12 protein-coding genes, 1 tRNA gene and 1 pseudogene are annotated in these 19,230 nt (G+C 44.8%); 10 read left to right on the forward strand and 4 right to left on the reverse strand.

The annotated features are described in order from the left end of the window. The first annotated feature begins 87 nt into the window (after positions 1-87). The 4 genes from malQ (at position 88) to ACZ52Z_RS04570 (ending at position 3,743) form a co-directional block, all read left to right on the forward strand. Positions 88-1,671 carry a 4-alpha-glucanotransferase gene (malQ, locus tag ACZ52Z_RS04555; protein ID WP_464269568.1) on the forward strand — a complete coding sequence of 528 codons (1,584 nt, stop codon included), beginning with the start codon at positions 88-90 and terminating at the stop codon, positions 1,669-1,671. Further along, complete coding sequence (locus ACZ52Z_RS04560; protein WP_464269569.1) at positions 1,668-2,237, forward strand: flavodoxin family protein; 570 nt, start codon at positions 1,668-1,670, stop codon at positions 2,235-2,237. The genes malQ and ACZ52Z_RS04560 overlap by 4 nt, the downstream gene beginning before the upstream one ends. Before the next feature lie 79 nt (positions 2,238-2,316). Next, a tRNA-Glu gene (locus ACZ52Z_RS04565) sits at positions 2,317-2,392 on the forward strand. 871 nt (positions 2,393-3,263) lie between these two features. After that, on the forward strand, positions 3,264-3,743 hold the full coding sequence (locus tag ACZ52Z_RS04570) for a hypothetical protein (protein WP_464269570.1): 480 nt from the start codon (positions 3,264-3,266) through the stop codon (positions 3,741-3,743). A 716-nt stretch (positions 3,744-4,459) separates the two neighbouring features. Here the strand turns inward: ACZ52Z_RS04570 and ACZ52Z_RS04575 are convergent. After that, positions 4,460-5,212, reverse strand: a pseudogene (locus ACZ52Z_RS04575) (SLC13 family permease); the annotation flags it as partial. 285 nt (positions 5,213-5,497) lie between these two features. On the opposite strand from ACZ52Z_RS04575, the gene ACZ52Z_RS04580 reads away from it, so the two are divergent. The 6 genes from ACZ52Z_RS04580 (at position 5,498) to ACZ52Z_RS04605 (ending at position 14,840) form a co-directional block, all read left to right on the forward strand. Next, on the forward strand, positions 5,498-6,520 hold the full coding sequence (locus tag ACZ52Z_RS04580; RefSeq protein WP_464269571.1) for a PEP-CTERM sorting domain-containing protein: 1,023 nt from the start codon (positions 5,498-5,500) through the stop codon (positions 6,518-6,520). A 545-nt stretch (positions 6,521-7,065) separates the two neighbouring features. Next, positions 7,066-7,710 carry a PEP-CTERM sorting domain-containing protein gene (locus tag ACZ52Z_RS04585; RefSeq protein ID WP_464269572.1) on the forward strand — a complete coding sequence of 215 codons (645 nt, stop codon included), beginning with the start codon at positions 7,066-7,068 and terminating at the stop codon, positions 7,708-7,710. 1,064 nt (positions 7,711-8,774) lie between these two features. Next, positions 8,775-12,863: a hypothetical protein gene (locus ACZ52Z_RS04590; protein ID WP_464269573.1), complete on the forward strand. Its 4,089-nt coding sequence runs from the start codon at positions 8,775-8,777 to the stop codon at positions 12,861-12,863. Between the two features lie 55 nt (positions 12,864-12,918). Continuing rightward, positions 12,919-13,380, forward strand: coding sequence for a hypothetical protein (locus ACZ52Z_RS04595; RefSeq protein WP_464269574.1), 462 nt, complete (start codon positions 12,919-12,921; stop codon positions 13,378-13,380). Positions 13,381-13,488: 108 nt separating this feature from the next. Further along, complete coding sequence (locus ACZ52Z_RS04600; protein ID WP_464269575.1) at positions 13,489-14,325, forward strand: tetratricopeptide repeat protein; 837 nt, start codon at positions 13,489-13,491, stop codon at positions 14,323-14,325. Positions 14,326-14,369: 44 nt separating this feature from the next. After that, positions 14,370-14,840 carry an MORN repeat-containing protein gene (locus ACZ52Z_RS04605; RefSeq protein WP_464269576.1) on the forward strand — a complete coding sequence of 157 codons (471 nt, stop codon included), beginning with the start codon at positions 14,370-14,372 and terminating at the stop codon, positions 14,838-14,840. 1,010 nt (positions 14,841-15,850) lie between these two features. Here ACZ52Z_RS04605 and ACZ52Z_RS04610 read toward each other — a convergent pair. The 3 genes from ACZ52Z_RS04610 to ACZ52Z_RS04620 form a co-directional block, all read right to left on the reverse strand. Continuing rightward, positions 15,851-16,267, reverse strand: coding sequence for a hypothetical protein (locus tag ACZ52Z_RS04610; RefSeq protein WP_464269577.1), 417 nt, complete (start codon positions 16,265-16,267; stop codon positions 15,851-15,853). 213 nt (positions 16,268-16,480) lie between these two features. After that, complete coding sequence (locus ACZ52Z_RS04615; protein ID WP_464269578.1) at positions 16,481-16,789, reverse strand: hypothetical protein; 309 nt, start codon at positions 16,787-16,789, stop codon at positions 16,481-16,483. An 843-nt stretch (positions 16,790-17,632) separates the two neighbouring features. Beyond that, positions 17,633-19,075: an SLC13 family permease gene (locus tag ACZ52Z_RS04620; RefSeq protein ID WP_464270758.1), complete on the reverse strand. Its 1,443-nt coding sequence runs from the start codon at positions 19,073-19,075 to the stop codon at positions 17,633-17,635. Positions 19,076-19,230 lie beyond the last annotated feature (155 nt).

Consider the following 19,230-nt stretch of genomic DNA (forward strand, 5'->3'; position numbering starts at 1 on the left):
CTGATGCCACAGATTCCGATCTTTTCGTGATTGCCTGCGCCAACAGGGCAAATTCACGGAATAAAACCTGCCTCTCAAGGAGACGCAATGCACAGAAAATCAGACACCGACCATGCCAGTCACTCTCCGGTCATGAGCCGAAGGGCGAGCGGTTTATTGCTGCCGATCTTTTCCCTGCCGGCCGAGCATGGCATCGGCGACCTGGGCACGGCCGCTTTTCGCTTCATTGATTTTCTTCATCAGGCAGGACAGAGCTACTGGCAGATATTGCCCACAGGCGCAACCGATCCTGCCTGCGCCAACTCACCCTACATGAGCCCCTCGGCCTTTGCCGGCAATCCGCTCCTCATCAGCATCGAATCACTGGTTGCCGACGGCCTGCTTTCAGCTGCCGATGTTCCTACTATAGGCACTTCCGAATACATTGTCGACTACGACCAGGCAACCCGTTTCAAACGGCCGCTGCTGCGCCTGGCCTGGGAACGCTTTTCCAGTGAGGCCCCGGCTACCGTTCTCAAAAATTTTACCCGCCAGCATCCGTGGGTCACGTCCTACAGCCTCTTCCAGGTGCTCAAGCAGCATTACGACCATGCCCCATGGTTCCAGTGGCCTCACGATGTGCGCAAGGCCGAGCCACAAACCCTGGCAGCCGTCACCGCTGAAAACGCAACAGCAATCGGGTACCACACCTTTGAACAGTACCTCTTTTTCCGGCAATGGGAACAGTTGCACACCTACGCTGCCAGCCGGGGAGTACAGATCATTGGCGATATCCCCATCTATGTAGCCGAAGACAGCGCCGATGTCTGGGCCAACCAGTCCATCTTCCAGCTTGACCCGCGTACTTCGCGGCCTACTCATGTTGCCGGTGTGCCGCCGGATTATTTCAGCGATACCGGCCAGCACTGGGGCAACCCGCTCTACCGTTGGAAAACCACCGACCGTGCAGCCAAAACAGCCCTGTGGCAGTGGTGGGAGGCACGGCTCCGCCACAACTTCAGCCTGACGGATATCATCCGCATCGACCATTTCCGAGGTTTTGAAGCGTACTGGTCGATACCGGCCGACGAAAAAACCGCCATCAACGGCAAATGGGTCAATGGGCCCGGGGTAGAGTTTTTCAAGGACATGGAACGTGCCATCGGCTCCATGCCCATCATCGCCGAAGACCTGGGGGTCATCACGCCGGCCGTGGAAAAGCTCAGAAAAGACCTGGGCTTTCCCGGCATGCGCATCCTGCTCTTTGCCTTTGACGGCAACACCGACAACAGCTACCTGCCCCACAACCACACCCGGGACAGCGTGGTTTTTACCGGCACCCACGACAACGATACCGCTGTCGGCTGGTTCCTGAGCCCGGATGTCCCTGAGCAGAACAAACGGCAGGCCAAACAGTATGCCAACCAGAGCGATCCGCAGGCCGGCATCTTTCATCGCGACATGATCCACCTGGCCCTCTCCTCGGTGGCTGATACCGTGATCATTCCCCTGCAGGATGTCCTCGGCTTTGGCAACGACTGCCGCATGAACACCCCCGGCACCAGCGAAGGCAACTGGCAATGGCGCTGCGCCCCGCGTTTTCTTACCCAGGAACTGGCCGCGTGGCTGCACGAACAGACCAGTGCTTTCGGTCGTCTCGCCCTTTCCTCCTCTACCAGCAAAAAAGCATGAATATCCTCCTGCTCAACGGCAGCCCACGCACCCAAGGCAACACAGCCGCCCTGCTCGACGCCGTCCTTCAGGGCATAAACAGCAGTGGACGCACAGGCGAGCTACTCTCCCTGGCCCATCTTAAGATTAACCCCTGCATTGGCTGCGGCAACTGCGAACAAACCGGAGAGTGCATCTTTGACGACGACATGCAATCCCTGTATCGCACCATTGCCGAGAGTCAACGGATTGTGATCGGTTCGCCTATCTATTTCTATTCGGTAACCGCCCAGGCCAAGGCCTTTATTGACCGTTGCCAGGTCTTCTGGAGTCGCAAGTACCTCCTGGGCCGGTCAATCAACGGGCCGGATGCACGCAAAGGGTACTTCCTCAGCGTAGCCGCAACCGGCGGAAGCAAAATCTTTGACGGAGCCCAGCTCACGGTCCGCTACCTTTTCGATGCCATGGACTGCAGCTATGCAGGCGAGGTTTTTGTCAAAGGAGTGGATGCAAAGGGGGCGGTGCATCAGCAACAGGACAAGCTCGACCGGGCCTTTGAGCTGGGGCAGCAGCTGTGCCTGAAATAAATACCTCCTGCCACTGAAATCCACTTGACAAAGAACAACGAATTCTTTAAATAAGCCCAACTTTCTTTCACGCCACAACGGCCCCATCGTCTAGTGGCCTAGGACTCCGGCCTCTCACGCCGGCAACAGGGGTTCGAGTCCCCTTGGGGTCACCACATAGCGAAAAAGGAGAAAGCCTGGCTTTCTCCTTTTTTTTATTTCCGCACCTCCTTCCCCGCCCCACCTCTGGGAACAAACAACTTTTTACTAACGCCCTCTTTTCCTAAATAAATCCATACTATTACAGAAAAAAAGCCTTGGAATGATCGAAGGATATCTGCTATCGATGAGGGAGCATAAAGAAGAGGGCTAACTGCCTTGACTCTCTCTGATTGAAAGTTGTGCAGAATGAAACTGGAGTCTGTCCCCTAATAACGTAACACCGCAAGCCTATAGTGAATTGCCGGTTAAATGTTTCCAAGGGCAATGAGAATTAACAAGCAAGTACAACGAGCTGAACTTGCCCCTGTCCATCGCCGAACTTGCCCCATCGAAGCGGCAGTCACCACTAGAATCCTGACCTCTGAAAAGCAACAGAAAGCATCTGTATATGGATTTAATAATTATAATTCAGCACTGCCGCTAGGTATATATACCCACTAATAAATGGGTACAGTTGTCAATTGACGTGCCGCAAAGTGGTACTATTTTTTTCTTAGTGGCCACAGTTCTATAAGTGCTTCTTGATTAGATATTAAAAACTTAAACGCCAATTTACAGTGTAAACATCTTATTAATGTTTAAGTGATAACATATCAGTTGCCTCATAGAAGTGTGTGGTCGGCTAAAGCATTGTAAAGGATATTTCCAAAAGGATGATAGGCTACATAGTCGAGCCGTGAATTGAGAATTCCCCTGACCAGCGACCAGCAAGGGTAGAAATTAGTTTTATGGTAATAATTAGCCAGGAAGTATCCTTCCAAGTTCTGTAACTATGACAAGGCCCATATTATTAAAGGTGAATACCTTTGATTTTTGGAGGTAAACATGAAGAGTGCATCGCTTGTTTTTGCTTTTTTAGCAACATTACTGGTATATCAAATTGTATTTGCGCGAACTGAAATAGTAGGATCCTATGAAAACGGATCACATGGAGGGAATAAAGAAGTTCGATATTTTGCGGTATTATTTAATGGTGACTTTACGAGAGAGAACATGAAAAATGCAGCCCTCGAAGGAGCACGCTATGTTGATCATCAAAACAAGACCCATTCAATTAATTTTCACCGTACGGTTAGTGTTGACTCATACAATCATTTGGTGATTGGTTATACCTCTGCTCCTAAAACGTGGAACTGGACTGCAATAAAAATAATAGGTTGCTGTAATAGCGAATGGAGAAACGACAGGGGCGAGACAGGTTATAGCGATGGCTGGGTGGTAAAAGGCGGAAAATATCGTTATCAGTACGCAGATAACGATGGTGGTGATGTTGTATATGTTATGAAACATTATAATAGAGACTGACTATCACTAAGAACTAACTGAACCTACGTCCAAAATTGGTGATACCATTTCGGCACTACCATATCAAATATAAAGAGCCAGATACTTCTGTGATACCGATGCTGCCCAGTAACGAGAATTAATACGTCACAAAAACCTAACATTAAACAGGCAGCCTGCGACCATACCTTCTCCAAGAGCATCTCAATATGGTGAGGCTCGCGTAGATTTGATGCATCTATCCCGCTGAAATAGGATAGAAATGGTAAGGTCAACCACCCCAGAAATCCTAAAACTTAGGACCATTCCTGTTCAGGTGAAGCCAGCATAAAATGAGAAAAATCTTTACGGGCCGCACACGGGCCCGAGATGTGTTCCCTGGGCACCTGAAATGTCCTCTAATGTCTCAAGTCGACCCAATCAGGCCTAAATTCACCTGAAAGGTAGCATCCGGTGCGGCCGATCACGCCGGCAACTGGGGTCGAGTCCCCCTGGCTCACAAAATAAAAAAGAGGAAGCCAGGCTTCCTCTTTTTTATTGCTTTCCCCTCCCCTATCCTCCCTCTTTGCCTGCAATCCTTCCTGGAACAGACAACTTGCCCTAACACACATATTTCCCCCTATTAAACGGTTCATTTACAGAATCAACACTGAGACCTATCCCCTCTCATTACTGTCTTTTTTTGTCGGTTAACGAGGGGCGTCTGCGCAGCCGAAGCTGCACAGACGCTCTGACCATCAGGAAACAGGAACCGAGGTTACCATGCCCATGAGTGGCCAGATCACCGTAACGGCAAGCCAGGTTATCAGCATCAACAGAATACTTGCCGGTATGCCATACAGTAAGAATTCACCTGTGGTAAACTGGTTGGAGTTGTACGCAATGGCGTTTGGTGCCGCCCCGACCAGGAGCAGAAACGGCATCCCAGCAGTAATCAGGGATGCAAACAGGATCACTTCTCCGGATACGCCAAGATAAGGTGCGATCACCAGGGCCACAGGAAGAGAGATAGCGATCGCCGCCACGTTCATGATAAAGTTGGTCATTATCATCACGAAAAAGGCCATGCCGAGGATAAAGATAATCCCGGGAGAGTTCTTGAAAAGCTGCAGCCAGTTTACTGCCATCCATTTGGCCGCACCGGTTTCCCACAAACAAAACCCGATGGACATGGCGCCGGCAAAGAGAAGGATAATATTCCAGGGAATCTCTTCCAGGTCATCGATATCCAGAATTTTGAAAGCAAAAAAGATGATAGTGGAACTGAGCATAATCGCGGTCTTATTAAACCCTGCAAAGGCGGGAACAAAGTTTTTAAGCGCGATAACCAATATGGTTGCCACCACGATAACCACGGTGCCGATTTCGTCTCGAGACCAGGCCCCAAGTTCGCTGTACATACGCTTTGAGCGTTCTTTTAACCCCTTGATACGCGCCTTTTCCGGTTTGCAAAAGATCATAAAGAATCCCCAAAGCAAGGCAACCATAAGAGAAAAGGGGACAGAACTATTTAATAAAGGCAAGATCTCTCCTATAGATCATGACTATCAAAATTATTCTTGGAAAAAGATAATTCCAGACAATCTCAGCGATGTTCAGGAATAATCTTGGACTGTGGATGGACAGGAATAGTTACAAGCTACTCATCTCACACAAAAGTTAACCTTGGCAATGCCTATTTCTCTATAAATAGGCATTTTTACCCATAGGCAAGCCTGTCTTTCAGTGGTAACTATATAGAACAAAAAAATATTTTAGCTGGGGGGAAATAAAAAATGAAAAGGATTGTTATAACTGCAGGATTCTTTTTTCTTTTGGCACCAATAGCAGAGGCTGATATTGTAATGTATGAGTTTAGTGGTGTAGGGGACAGGTTGTATGAATATACGTATGATGAAAATGGAGTCTCCCAAACGTCCGTAAACAGTTCTTCAAGGTTTGGAGTAACTATTAACAAAACAGATACTTTTCACGGGATCTTCACTTACAACACTGACGCACAAGTAACAAAAATCGTCAATGGTGATACCTACGCATCGTTCGACACTTCCGGCTCACGCCTAGATATCAATTTTGACTTTGGCCACTACTCTACAGAAGAATTAGAAAACAAACATTTTCTTATTGGTAATAATATTACATCTCTTCCTCTATTAGGCGAACCTGATATGCTCAAGTTTGGTGGAAATAATAAATTTTCTGAACCTGACCAAATTTGGCATTCTATGGGAGTTTCTTTTTTCGATAGGTCAGCTAAAGTTTTTGACAACTACAATAATGTGCCATCAGAAATATCATTAGATTCTTTTAGTGACGCATATGTAGAGTTTAGAATTTTTGAAAAAAGCATAGGTAGTACGGGTGATAATTACTTTAGAGGCAATATAACATCACTTGAAGAGATATTCTCAGTAACTGAATCTAAAGATTATCTAACTGACGTCATTACCCTTGGTAGTACCTTCTCTTTTGACTACTTGTGGGAAATGGGAACAGAACCTACTGAGTGGAATTTTGATTTCCTTGTATTCAATGGTACTGAATGGGAAACTCTTGGCTGGAATCTCAATTTTGAAGGTAGTAGTGAGGGGTGGCAATCAGCGTCGTTTTACGTCCCCACATGGGCACGCGGAGAAAATGCACAAATAAAATTTCAGGTTTTTGATTGGGGACAAAACACTGACCCAACTGTTTACTTGAAAAATATTGAAAGTATACCCACCCCCGAACCAACTACCATGCTTCTCTTCGGAATAGGTATTGCTAGTCTGGCTGCAGTAGGCAGAAAAAGAAAGTAATTTTTTCCGTTTAACTGGAATCGAGAGGCAGGGCTTAGCGGCTCTGCCTTTTTTATTGCCCGTGACAAGGTCAAGGAAGCCTAAGGACTCGGCAATTTAGGACTATTCCTGTCCATCGCTGAATTTGACCCAGCGAATCGGCAACCGCCACTCCTGCTCTCACCTTCTGAAGAGCAACAGGAACAAGGTAAACCCCGATTAAATTTTCCTTTCGAAGGCTTGCCAAGGGAAATCTTTCTATATCGGCTACCACCGTCCACAATGGGTCAGCATTGGTTCTTGGTTAATATGAACCACCAAGTTTGGTGCATATGCACCACATTCTCCACTTCCTCGTCAACTTGTTTAACTTGCAGCTTTACCGGTTGCATGGACAAGTCTCTGAATTTACTAACAGGCCTACTGCTACAATTTATATTTTCAGCACAGGTGTATTTTTTGCCTGTTGTAACATTGGAACAGTTGAAATGTTCTAACTGTACAATCAAAAAATTTCGTATCTGTAGAATTTACTAGACATGTTCTATCAACAAAAGGAGGAAGACATGAAAAGTATATTTCGACTAGCGGTAGCTTGTATAGCGGTGCTGGGAGCCACAACTGTGCAAGTACAGGCAAAGAGCATCACCACGTTATATGATTGTGATAATGTAGGGAATACCGGGGGCAACGTTTACTTTGACATAGAAGTCTTGAACCCTGCGGGTATTACAATTGAGAAGTTGTTTGTAAACACTTCAACTACATCCCAGACAGGAGAAATTAATGTCTACGCTCGACCTGGGACTTATTCTGGATTCGAGAGGGATGAAACAGGATGGAGAAAGGTCAGTTTCGGTACCGGATCGTTAATGGGCTACAATAATCCATCCGAGTTTGATGTCTCGGACTTTTTTCTTAGACCTGGTGTTGTTGGCGTTGCTATCGAATCTGAACGTGACGTTTGGGCGCATCATTATACAGATGGAGATGGTTCGAACCAATTTTACAGTAACTCCGACCTTTCATTAACTTTAGGTAGCGCCTCGAATATTGGTTTTGCATATGGAGATCTTTCATTTTTTTCCCCTCGAGTTTGGAACGGAACCATCGAATATAGGGCTGGGACGATTCCCGAACCCTCCACCATGCTCCTTTTTGGTACAGGTATTGCCGGACTCGCTGCAGTGGGTAGAAGAAGACGTAAGTGATATAATTCTACATGTTCTGAATCATTCAAGGCAGGGCTTCGGCTCTGCTTTTTTATTGCTCTTGGCAAGGTCAAGGGTTTCTAGGAACTCGGTAATTTGACCTTATTCCTGTCCATTTCGGAAATAACTCCTGATGAAGGTAAATTGAACCGGATTTCAGTGCCGAAAACGGCAGTAAATAGGCCTTTTGCGGTGTGACTTAACCTTACTAGCATTTCTTGCAAAACATTAAACTGGTCCTGCAGCCTCTATTTTCCTGCTTGTTTTCAAATGATAGAGGGGCATCGTCCTCTTCTTTTCTTTTTTCTCGTTGATACGGCAATATTGCCAGCCAGAGCGCCTCACCACATGCTTTTGTGTTAGAAGCATATCGGCGAGCCGACCAAAGGCCTAGGAAATCGAGTTATATTTGTCGAAGATGTAGAGCCGAAGACGTACCTACCTGTCTCAGTCATGGACAGGAAGCATCATAAGTTTCATGATTGCTGAATTGATAAGGATTGCCAGTTCGAACATCTGCCAAAGCGGTGAAAGGAATCACTACGTGACATAGTAGACGCACTAAATCTATGTGTAGCTTGGCCATATTGAGATGGTCATGGATAGTCTCAACCCATAAATATCGTTTTCGATGGTAAGATTTGGAGCTAACCGTGTGTCGGGGTACAGAGTATACCTTGGGGTAAGCTTAACTCTTGCAATTCAGCGAAAAATCTTATTTTTATAATTTGGCGGGAGCCTTTTGCTTCGTAGATACAGGAAATTTGCGTAAAAATCCTGCTTTTTGAAGTGATTGACCTTGCCAATTTTAGTCTCTACCAACGGCAGTAAATGCATCCCTATTTTACCATATGATAAACACATCAATTCTGCGCGAGCTTCACAATATTGAACTGCTCAAAAACACGGCCTCGTCGCGAATTATATGCTTGTTGTTAGACAGTGTTTGATTGCTAAAGATAAGCCGAAATTGAGTTTCGGTAATTAAATTCGACAAGAACCCATTAAACTCGTAAAATTAACATAGTATTAATTTTTTGATTCCTCTTCCCTAAAGTGGCCACATGAAAGCTATTGCCTCATTTTTGATTATAGGATTTTTTTTCTTTTGTACTCCTAACGTACATGCAAGCCTTTTTGATGAGTTGAGTGGTGATCAGCAGCAGGCCGTTCTGCAGAAATTAAAAGGTCATTTACCTGGAATGATTGAGTCAGATTCAGGTCTAAAAGGTTATGCAGATGCAATGGTTACTCATATCCCTGATCTAGCAACCAGTTTGGGTGCTTTAAGTGGCGGGCATTATGACCCCATCATAACTCAATCCCTTACCTTCGGTGTAGATAGTCTAGCCTCAGCATGGGCCGGCACTTTTGATGAAGGCCTAGGCCAAGATACTTTTAAATATATCTACAGCAAAAAGAGCAGTGTTAAAAATGTAGTCCTAGCCATGATGGACGAAAAAAATAGCTGGGGTGATGTCAAGGATGTTGTTTGGGTAGAAATAAAAAATAACCTGCGAGATGATTTAAATGCATTTGCAGTAGATGCTGCTAAAGGAGCTTTTAACTGGGTTATCGGTGGGGGAAAGACACTTGGGTTTACTCCTGCAGATTTGTACATCTTGGCAATACAAGCTGAAATGATCTTTATTGATGTCGAAACAAGAAGATTTAAAGAAAAGACATTTCATGAAATTTATTATCCTTATTATGAGGCTAGAGAAACTGGTGCTAATCCATACTCAGCTTGGGAAACAATCATTTATGATAAAAAAGCAAACACCACAGGATGGAGAACCACTTTTGTCTTAGGAGATATGCCAGATAGTGATATCAAAGCCCTTTTTGAGAAGTGTTACAATTCTGGCGTTTACAATGATAATTTGTATCAATTTATGAAATATTCTCTTGAGAAAGATATACAAAAAAAGCAAGCAGATCTGGCTAAAAATCTTGAGAAGTCGGGCAGTAAATTCAAAAATGATTTGAACGGCTTTTATGACAAAGTTAAGGGGAAATTAAATGAACTTGTAAGTGAAGAAGTAGAAAAAATTACTAAGCAAATAGATAAAGAAATAGAAAATGATAAAGAACTAAAGAAACGTTACGAAGAATCACTTGAAAAAGCAGGTATACTACTTGATAAAATTGAAATTGATGATGATAAACGCCAACCAGCTTGTGAAAGTTACGCTAAACAGCAGGAAAGAAAAAACGACGCAACACGTTCTAAAAATGAAAATGAGTGGGCCATAGATGATCTCGAAAAGAATCTAAACAACCTAGAGCAGTGCCAGGAAATTAATACTGAAAGTCAATCGATTAACAACGATCTAGATAAACTGAAAGCTTTATTGAACAAGTCTGCTCAATCGTGGGAAGAATTGAAACAAGCTGTAACAGAAGTCTGTGCTGAGGCAAGTCTTGTTTCAAAAAGTCGAGAAAAGAGCAAAGCAAGACAGGCGCTCAACAATGCCATCAAGCTTAGAAAATCCGCTGAACAACTAGTGAGATCAAAGAGGCAGCAGGAGCAGAATATCGCAGAACAGTTAGGTTCATTATCTTTTCGTATATCACGGTTTGATAAAAAATATCGAGGGAAAGGGAGTAACGTAAAAGAGAATCTCGAGGAAAAATTGCATGAAGCTCGGGAGGCTTTCAACCTTATAACTAAATGGGAAGAGGCGGAAAAACAGTATCAGGATGCAGAAAAAAGGATGGAAAATAATCGTACTAAAGCGGTGAACCTAAGCCTTTCGATTGATAAGAACTACATAGAAATTAACGACATTTTAAATGAAGGCGGTTTATCTGACTCTCTATTTTCTTTATTTTCATCTGAGTCAAGTACATTCAAGTGGGGGAGTAAAGCCCAATCGTTACTTACAAAAGCTAGGATAAGACAACAACATCTTGCTTCCTGTGACGAGGTCATTCAACTCCTTGTTACTCAAGAGAGGAAGCAATTACGTGGTCGACACTCACTAACACACACAATTCAAGAGCTTTTTCCCGATATCCTCGATTCCTCGACCAGTCGATCAAAAAAAAATGAGGAAGAGGATGATGAGTGGACGTTGTCAGATACTCAAGACTTAAAGAAAAGATACAAGAGAGCGAGTGCTAAATGCAACTATACTAAGAATGCTGTTGATAGCATTGCAATGTTAACTGATCTCAGCGAACTGCAAAAGAAGCAGACGGATATCACTTATATTGATTTGTTTCTGGGCAAGATAAATACTTGTATTGCCGGTGCATTGGCAGCTTTTGATAGGAAGTTTTTAGACAAAGAGAAAAGCGGGGAGGAGCAAGACGCTTCTGATAAGCCAGACAAAAAACAAGAAGCAGAAAAATACTGTAAAGAGAGATTACCTGGAAGTGTTCCTGCTGTTGATAACAAAGGGAATTTGCTTCTTTCATCAACCGCTTCATTTCGGTGTAAATGTCCTGATGACGCAATAAAGCATAATAATAAGTGCGTTCGTTGCAGCGTGTTAAAACAAAATTTTGATAATGCGATAAGGGCTAAGCGAACGGAAAATGCCTTGGAAATTTTAAAGGAATCTTTTCATTGTGATTGGGTCCAAAAACGAAATGATAAAACAAGTCTGACAGAGAGGGAACTTTGTCCAGACATGAATACTGTTTATCTCCTTGATGAAGATGATAATGCGCAATGTGTTCCATGTAGTCAACTTGAGGTTGATTTTGAAAATGCACTAGATGGAAATGATTATGAATATGCAAATACCCTGGCATCTTTAGCAACACAATGTAGTTGGTCAAACAACGCTGAAGATAAAATATCACAGGACAAATCTCAAAAGCAGTGTAAGCAGAGCCTGCCTGGCAGTGTGGTGGTTCGATCCGGCGGAGTTGAAACGTGTCGATGTCCTGCAGGGACAGTAAAGTTGAGCGATCAGAATAATCACAATGCTTGTGTTTCCTGTAGTGATCTGGAGCGTGACTTTAATGCCATCCTCGCTGAGGGTGACTTGGAGTACGCAGAGACAATCTTAGAGTTTGCAGACGGTTGTGGTTACTGGGTAACTAATGGTTGGTCAAAGCTTAAAAAGGTCAAAGGGTGTCCACCAGGTAGTATTAAACTCAGTGATGAGCACGGCAATAATCAATGTGTTTCTTGCGAAACACTGAAGCAGGATTTTCAGGCAACACTTAGTCAGGGTGATTTTCTATATGCTGAAGAATTACTCGATCTATCATCGGATTGCGGCTGGGTTGGCTACGGAAAGGAAGCCTTACGAAATGCCCAAAAATGCCCTCAAAATACCGTCAAATTAAGTGATGGAAGTGGATCAAACCAATGTGTACCATGTGATACACTCTACGCTGATTACAAGGTCGCTCGCGGACAGGGCGATCATCAATATGCTGATTCCTTACTTGATTTGGCATCAGAATGTGGCTGGAGTAAGCAAGCAGCTCAGCAAATCGGACAGGCACAACTTCAAGCAGAGCTGAATCAGAAGTGCAATCAACAGATGCAAGGGAGTCATGCCGTAATAAATGGTGATCGTTATAATTGTTACTGTGATGAAGGCATGCTTGAACTTACGTATGGTAATGGCACCAAAGTTTGTAAAAGCTGTGAACAAATACGGTTGATGGTCAACGATGCCTTAAGGAAAAATGATGCCAATACTGTAAGGGGTTTGATTCAAGGGGCAAGACATTGTGACTGGTATGATCAGGCAGTAGGAATCGTTGCAGGAGTGCAAAACAGTCAACCTGCGCCATATCAACAGCAACAACAACCTTCTAAACAGAGTAGTCCTCTTACTGGTACATGGGATGTCATCACTAAAGATCTTACTCCTTATCAAGGGCCAGCGTGGAAGAATATGGATGGAAGTATATCCAGCAAAGGTGTGACATTAGATTTTTCAGGACCAGCTGGGATCATTATTTTAAGTCAAAGTGGTAATTCAGTCCGAGGTCAATGGCGTTCTCATGGTAAGAGTTCGCAAATCAGCGGTAACTTGAATGGTAGCAATCTCACATTATGTTTTCACATGCCAGATGGAAAAACATGTGTTGGCTTAAGAGTTGATTTTAACAATTTGACGATGAGTGGCATAGGCAGTAATGGTAGTCATCAGATTCGGTGGACACTTAACAAAAGAAAATAAAAGGCTTTGCCTGATACCGACTATTTTTTGGAGAATGATCTTGAAACAGAAATAATTGAAAGCACTACCATTTATATTACTAGGAATTACTTTATGCTTCTTAATCGTCGGATGTCAACCGGTAAATACGACAGTAGTTGGTACAACACGTACGCAAATAAATTCCAAAGATGTGGTCGTGTATTCAACAGCACCACCAAATTATGAAGTTATAGCATTGATTGAAGCATCAGATGATACTGGATGGACAGCTGCTGGTTCTCAGGAAAATGCGATTAATAAAATGAAAACACAGGCCGCTAAAGTCGGCGCTAATGGTGTAATCCTAGAAAAAATAGACACAAGACACCCTACGTTTAATGGCGTGACATGGGCAGTGAAGACTGCCATAGGAAAAGCTATTTATGTTCATCCGGGAAGAATTTATAATGAGTTGCCGGTCGCCCCGCAGGCCGTTTCCTCCCCGTCTAGTACTTCTAGCAAGCCAGTGCGAAGGTGGAAAAAACCCGTTTATTAATGATTTTAGGTCAACTCAAGATCAAATAACGATAGTGAGTTGAAATCCTGCAAGAACAAGCACACAACATATAGCTGTCAACAAGACCAAAACTTACGGAAAAGGGTGATGAAAATATCAAGAGCAACCTCAATAATTATTGTGAAACAACTCACATCCGTCTGTATAACAGTGTCAATTGTGTTCGTAGCAGTACATGCCTTTGCGCTGACTGCTCAAGAGCAATATGAGCGTGCCCAGCAATTCCATGAACAGGGGAATGATGTGCAAGGGTGCGCATGGCTTGAAAAAGCCGCAAATCAAGGTCATAGAGACGCACAAAACAAAATTGGCGTATGCTATCAGAATGGTTACGGCGGAACAAAAAGTTTGCAAAAAGCAGCGTTTTGGTATGCTAAGGCTGCGGAACAGGGTGACTATTCGTCCATGAGCAATCTAGCAGGAATGCTCGCCTCAGGCGACGGAGTCCCTCGAGACTGTCGCCTGGCCGAACAGTACTTCCGCCGGTCGGCAGACAAAATCGGCCAATCTTCTTTCGGACTAGGGTTGATGTACCAGCAGGGGTGCGATTCGATCGCCCCGAATATCAACCAAATGGCAAAATATTACGAAAAATCGGCGGAACAGGGATATAGCGACGGCCAATCGAATATTGCATATCTCTATGCAAATGGCCGGGGAGTCCCCAAAAATTTCGAAAAGGCCTGCTTTTGGGCAACGGTAGCCGCGTTGCAGGGAAACCGGCAGGGATCGGCGAATGCTGACGTTTTCTGTGCGCAGCTGTCAAGTGGCCAGGCCGCAGATGCGAAACGGCGTGCCGCACAATTCGGTATGGGAGGGACATCGTTAGGTCAAGCTCCGGCTCAGAGTTACTCCGGGGCTGAAACCAGCACGCCGGCATCCGGCGGATCGTCTTTCAAACGTCGGTGGAAAAAAGCTGAATGATAATTTTATAGTAATCTCCAACAGACAATGTGAGGTTCAATTTCATGAGATATCTCATTTTATCAGCGCTGTTTCTGGCTCTCTCAACCAAGGCATACGCCGCCAGTTGCGTTTCCGGTAACTGCGTGAATGGTCACGGCACCTATGTCTGGGACAGCGGAGCGCAATACTCCGGGGATTGGCAGAATCAGAAACGGCATGGCCGGGGAACATTCACCTACGGTAGCGGTGAGACCTATACCGGCGATTGGGTCAACAATCAAAAACACGGGCAAGGAACCTATGTCTGGCCGGGAGGTTCTCAGTTTACCGGTGGCTGGAAGAATAACAAAGCGCATGGTGAAGGTATCTACACGTTTGCAAACGGCCAGCGTGCAGCCCAAGTACTCAATATGGGGCAGCTGGTGTCTGAGAGGGCATTGAATCAGCAGGGTAGTGGCTCCCGACAGTCATCTGCCCAGCCGGCTCAGGCATCGAGTTTACCTTCGGGGAGGAAATGGAAAAGAGCTGAATAAATGTAAATGCCAATAATCATGTATCTTAAAACAACCAACTTGGGAAAAGGCACTTCCATGCACTGCTCAAAATCTCATCTGACCCAATTTGCTTTATCGACTTTATTCGTTGTTCTGTTTCTTTTTGTCTTGGTGGAAACCGGCTGACATCAAAGAGGCTGCGTTAACGTGAAAACCCTGTCGATTGTATTATTCAGCTTTGGTTCAATTATCTGCTGTTTCAACATGTACCTTTCCTATGTCGGACCTTATCTGTTTTTCCTTTTAAAAGGCCCAGACAAAGAATTGAGAATAGGATCCGGAATTCCTATGCTCGGTTCGGTCGCTATAATCATAGCACTCCTATGCTGGAGGACGACAACCTGGTTATGGGCTGGCATTTTTATGCTACTTATCGATACACTAGGCCCTTTGTGGCTAGCCGCAACAATACTCGAAGAGAAAATGAGAGGGAAAAATAGCCGGGATGACAGACAGTTATAACACTATTTCTATTTGAAGATAGCGAATCTGGTCACATGGACCAACTTGATATGTTTTCTTGTTCGAAGCTTACCTTTCAAGACGTTGCACGATTTTCAATCAATACTAAGCAGGTTTACGATTTCTAATCGAATGTTATGATTGCACGTTGACATCTCAAATTTCTGCATGCACTCCAATGCAAGAGATCTCTTATATGTAGCGAGACCCCAAATAATCCATGTGCCACCAAGTGGTATTCTTTTGGACTGTCAGCCAGTTTAATATTTTATGGTGAGCAGAGACTTTCCAATTTCAAAATAACTGACCCAAAATTGAGTAACCTCAACCTGAACGTTACCAAAGATTCTCTACTTCAGTGGAGTTGAAGCACAGCTATTTTTTCGATCATAAAACAATTTCAGTGACAGAGTTTTGTGGTTAACATTGGCATATCGAAGATCACGCATATGGTCAAAGATCCCAGCTTGAGGTGTTTCCTGTTGCTCTCAAGCGCGAGGGACTTTCCCCGCCCCTTTATGGGAAACCTACCCGTAAAGTGTTTCTATCCACTTGATGACTACAGTATTATTGACCTTTCCGAGATACCTCTGAGTTGTGGAGAGGTCAACATGGCGCACAATGACCATACTGACGATCTCTATTGGCGTGCCTGAGCGTGACGCATACGTGGTGGCATAAGAGATGGGAAAGATCCGGTCGTTCTCGCTGACGCCGATGGCCTGGACATATTGACTTAACCTTCCCAGGATTTTTCGTGGAACATAAACCGTCTCAGATTTCCTCCCATCCTTGTTGTTCTGAAGTGCCAGAGAACACTCCTGAACCTCTTGAGGGGTGAGCTTCAAGACCTCCCCAGCCATAAGTTCAAGCGTAAGACGGTTACGCTTTTCTGTGGTCCAGAAGATAGTCTCACCAATGGTGTCCTTTTTAACGATCTGCAACAGAATGGATGGATGATATTGATATGCCGTTTGAAGAAATGAAAAGAGATTGAATCGTACTAGTTCAGATAGAATAATTCAGATAAACTTACAGGTGCCAGTCTTGCTCAGGCACCTGTCAAAGCTTACCTGGACTAACAGCCTCAAGCAGCAACCGCCTTAAACCCTCTATAAATACAAGAAAAAATGTCTAGCCAGTTCTGAAAAGTCCAGCTATTGATCGCAAACGTGGGTCTCTTCATATTTCCTTTCATCGAAATCGCCGACTCCTTCCAGCATCGGCATAGTTCCCTGCATCATCTCGCCGCATTTACGCATCTGTTTCATAGCCGGATTTTTTACGATCTCCCGAGCGAATGTTATCGCCTTACTCTGGGCTTCATCACGTTTACCAGCCGCACACAGCGCTTCGACCTCTTTGCTCAACTTTTCGGACGACACCTGGATTTCCTGCAGCTGGGCCTGGTCAACCTGTTCCATACATTCCTGCATCTGCTGCATTGAATGCATCATGTTCTGCATATTACCCTGATTTATGGCTGGGGGATCAGCTGCCAAAACGGTGATTGGAATCAGAAGAAAAAAAGGGCAAGTAACGTTCTCATGGTCAACTCCTGTAGTTTGTTTTCCTACTTTGTTTTCGTCAATTAGTAGAAGGCCTCCCTGTTGGTTCTCGAGCACCCAGAGCCATCACAAATAGTGCTATTGCCGGAACCAGCAACTCCGCATAGAGGATAAGATCTGTACGTACCTCTACTTAAAATGAAGATATTATAGCTAAACTCTCTTTCCATAATCATACAATATAATGTCAAATTGTCGCCTGTATATGATACATACGTAAAATAAAAGCCACCCCTTGTATTAGGCCGCTTCAAATGCCAATACTTGTTTTGATATATCTCCACTTGTTTTTGGGGAAGGATAGCTCGACAATAAAAAAGGGTGATGAACACCATGTTTTTTCCAAAACTCTACTCTATTTTTTTGGTATTCTAAAATGTGTTCAAAAAATGGATGCTTTGATATCTCTGGTGAATAGTTAGCGTCAGAGCTTAAAAAAATTATTTTAGCATTTTCTGGTTTTTACCCCTGAAAGGGCTTTTCACGAAACAATTGGACCAGCTTACCTGAGAAATGCTTTTTAAAAGTCATGGATTTTTGAAGACTTTCCCCTCCCCTACCCTCCCTCTTTGCCCGCAATCCTTCCTGGAACAGACAACTTGCCCTAACACACATATTTCCCCCTATTAAACGGTTCATTTACAGAATCAACACTGAGACCTATCCCCTCTCATTACTGTCTTTTTTTGTCGGTTAATGAGGAGCGTCTGTGCAGCCGAAGCTGCACAGACGCTCTGACCATCAGGAAACAGGAACCGAGGTTACCATGCCCATCAGCGGCCAGATCACCGTAACGGCAAGCCAGGTTATCAGCATCAACAGAATACTTGCCGGTATGCCATACAGTAAGAATTCACCTGTGGTAAACTGTTTGGAGTTGTACGCAATGGCATTTGGTGCCGCCCCGACCAGGAGCAGAAACGGCATCCCAGCAGTAATCAGGGATGCAAACAGGATCACTTCTCCGGATACGCCAAGATAAGGTGCGATCACCAGGGCCACAGGAAGGGAGATAGCGATCGCCGCCACGTTCATGATAAAGTTGGTCATTATCATCACGAAAAAGGCCATGCCGAGGATAAAGATAATCCCGGGAGAGTTCTTGAAAAGCTGCAGCCAGTTTACTGCCATCCATTTGGCCGCACCGGTTTCCCACAAACAAAACCCGATGGACATGGCGCCGGCAAAGAGAAGGATAATATTCCAGGGAATCTCTTCCAGGTCATCGATATCCAGAATTTTGAAAGCAAAAAAGATGATAGTGGAACTGAGCATAATCGCGGTCTTATTAAACCCTGCAAAGGCGGGAACAAAGTTTTTAAGCGCGATAACCAATATGGTTGCCACCACGATAACCACGGTGCCGATTTCGTCTCGAGACCAGGCCCCAAGTTCGCTGTACATACGCTTTGAGCGTTCTTTCAACCCCTTGATACGTGCCTTTTCCGGTTTGCAAAAGATCATAAAGAATCCCCAAAGCAAGGCAACCATCAACCAGCCAATGGGAAACATGTACATGGTTAACTGGAAAAAGCTGATTTCCACGCCAACGATATCTTTATAAAATCCTATGGCAACCGCTCCACGGGCAGCTCCCAACAGGGTAATAATACTCCCGGCTCCTGCCACATAGGCCATGCCGATAAAGAGTCCTTTACCGAATCGGGTTGGTTCACCGTCTTCACTGTACAGTGCATGGATCGCCATCAGCAGGGGAAACATGGTTGCTGCCACAGCTGTATGCGCCATAAGGTGGGTCAGTGCCGCGGTCATGACAAAACAGCCCAGGTAAATCATACTGGTTTGTTCCCCGACAATGGAGAGCATTTTATACGCCAGCCGTTTGGTCAACCCGGTTTTGGTGAACACCATGCCGATAACAATGGAACCAAAAATAAAGAGTACTGATGGATCCATAAAATCCTTAAATGCTGCAGCTGGATTCCTGATCATAAACAATGCCTGCAGGGTACCGATGGCGATGGAGGTAATCCCGATGGGGACCACTTCAAAAACCCACCAGATTGCCGCCAGCCCAAAAACCGCCAGCGCCCCTTTGGCCTCGCGGGTCAACTCAAAATGCTCCCCCATCGGATCCACGGCATCAGGCCACGGTGGACACCAGTAGACAAAGGAGAATACCGCTACCCCCAACAGAATAAAAAAGATTCTCTTCCAATCCATGTGAATGCTCTTTTTCCGACTTTCCTCTGCAACCACAAGCTCACTGCTTTCAAGCACTGTTGTATCTTTTGTATGGGACATGATTATACACCTCGTTGTATTGCCCAGTGTATGGACACGCCTCTCCTGTTGCAGCACGCCCAGGGAGGGATGCC

The organism is Desulfogranum aggregans, assembly GCF_055398265.1.

Excerpts from the sequence above, each read along its gene's own strand:
- malQ (WP_464269568.1), top strand. The coding sequence starts at position 88 with ATGCACAGAAAATCAGACACCGACCATGCCAGTCACTCTCCGGTCATG.
- ACZ52Z_RS04560 (WP_464269569.1), top strand. The coding sequence starts at position 1,668 with ATGAATATCCTCCTGCTCAACGGCAGCCCACGCACCCAAGGCAACACA.
- ACZ52Z_RS04570 (WP_464269570.1), top strand. The coding sequence starts at position 3,264 with ATGAAGAGTGCATCGCTTGTTTTTGCTTTTTTAGCAACATTACTGGTA.
- ACZ52Z_RS04580 (WP_464269571.1), top strand. The coding sequence starts at position 5,498 with ATGAAAAGGATTGTTATAACTGCAGGATTCTTTTTTCTTTTGGCACCA.
- ACZ52Z_RS04585 (WP_464269572.1), top strand. The coding sequence starts at position 7,066 with ATGAAAAGTATATTTCGACTAGCGGTAGCTTGTATAGCGGTGCTGGGA.
- ACZ52Z_RS04590 (WP_464269573.1), top strand. The coding sequence starts at position 8,775 with ATGAAAGCTATTGCCTCATTTTTGATTATAGGATTTTTTTTCTTTTGT.
- ACZ52Z_RS04600 (WP_464269575.1), top strand. The coding sequence starts at position 13,489 with ATGAAAATATCAAGAGCAACCTCAATAATTATTGTGAAACAACTCACA.
- ACZ52Z_RS04605 (WP_464269576.1), top strand. The coding sequence starts at position 14,370 with ATGAGATATCTCATTTTATCAGCGCTGTTTCTGGCTCTCTCAACCAAG.
- ACZ52Z_RS04615 (WP_464269578.1), bottom strand. The coding sequence starts at position 16,789 with ATGCAGAACATGATGCATTCAATGCAGCAGATGCAGGAATGTATGGAA.
- ACZ52Z_RS04620 (WP_464270758.1), bottom strand. The coding sequence starts at position 19,075 with ATGGATTGGAAGAGAATCTTTTTTATTCTGTTGGGGGTAGCGGTATTC.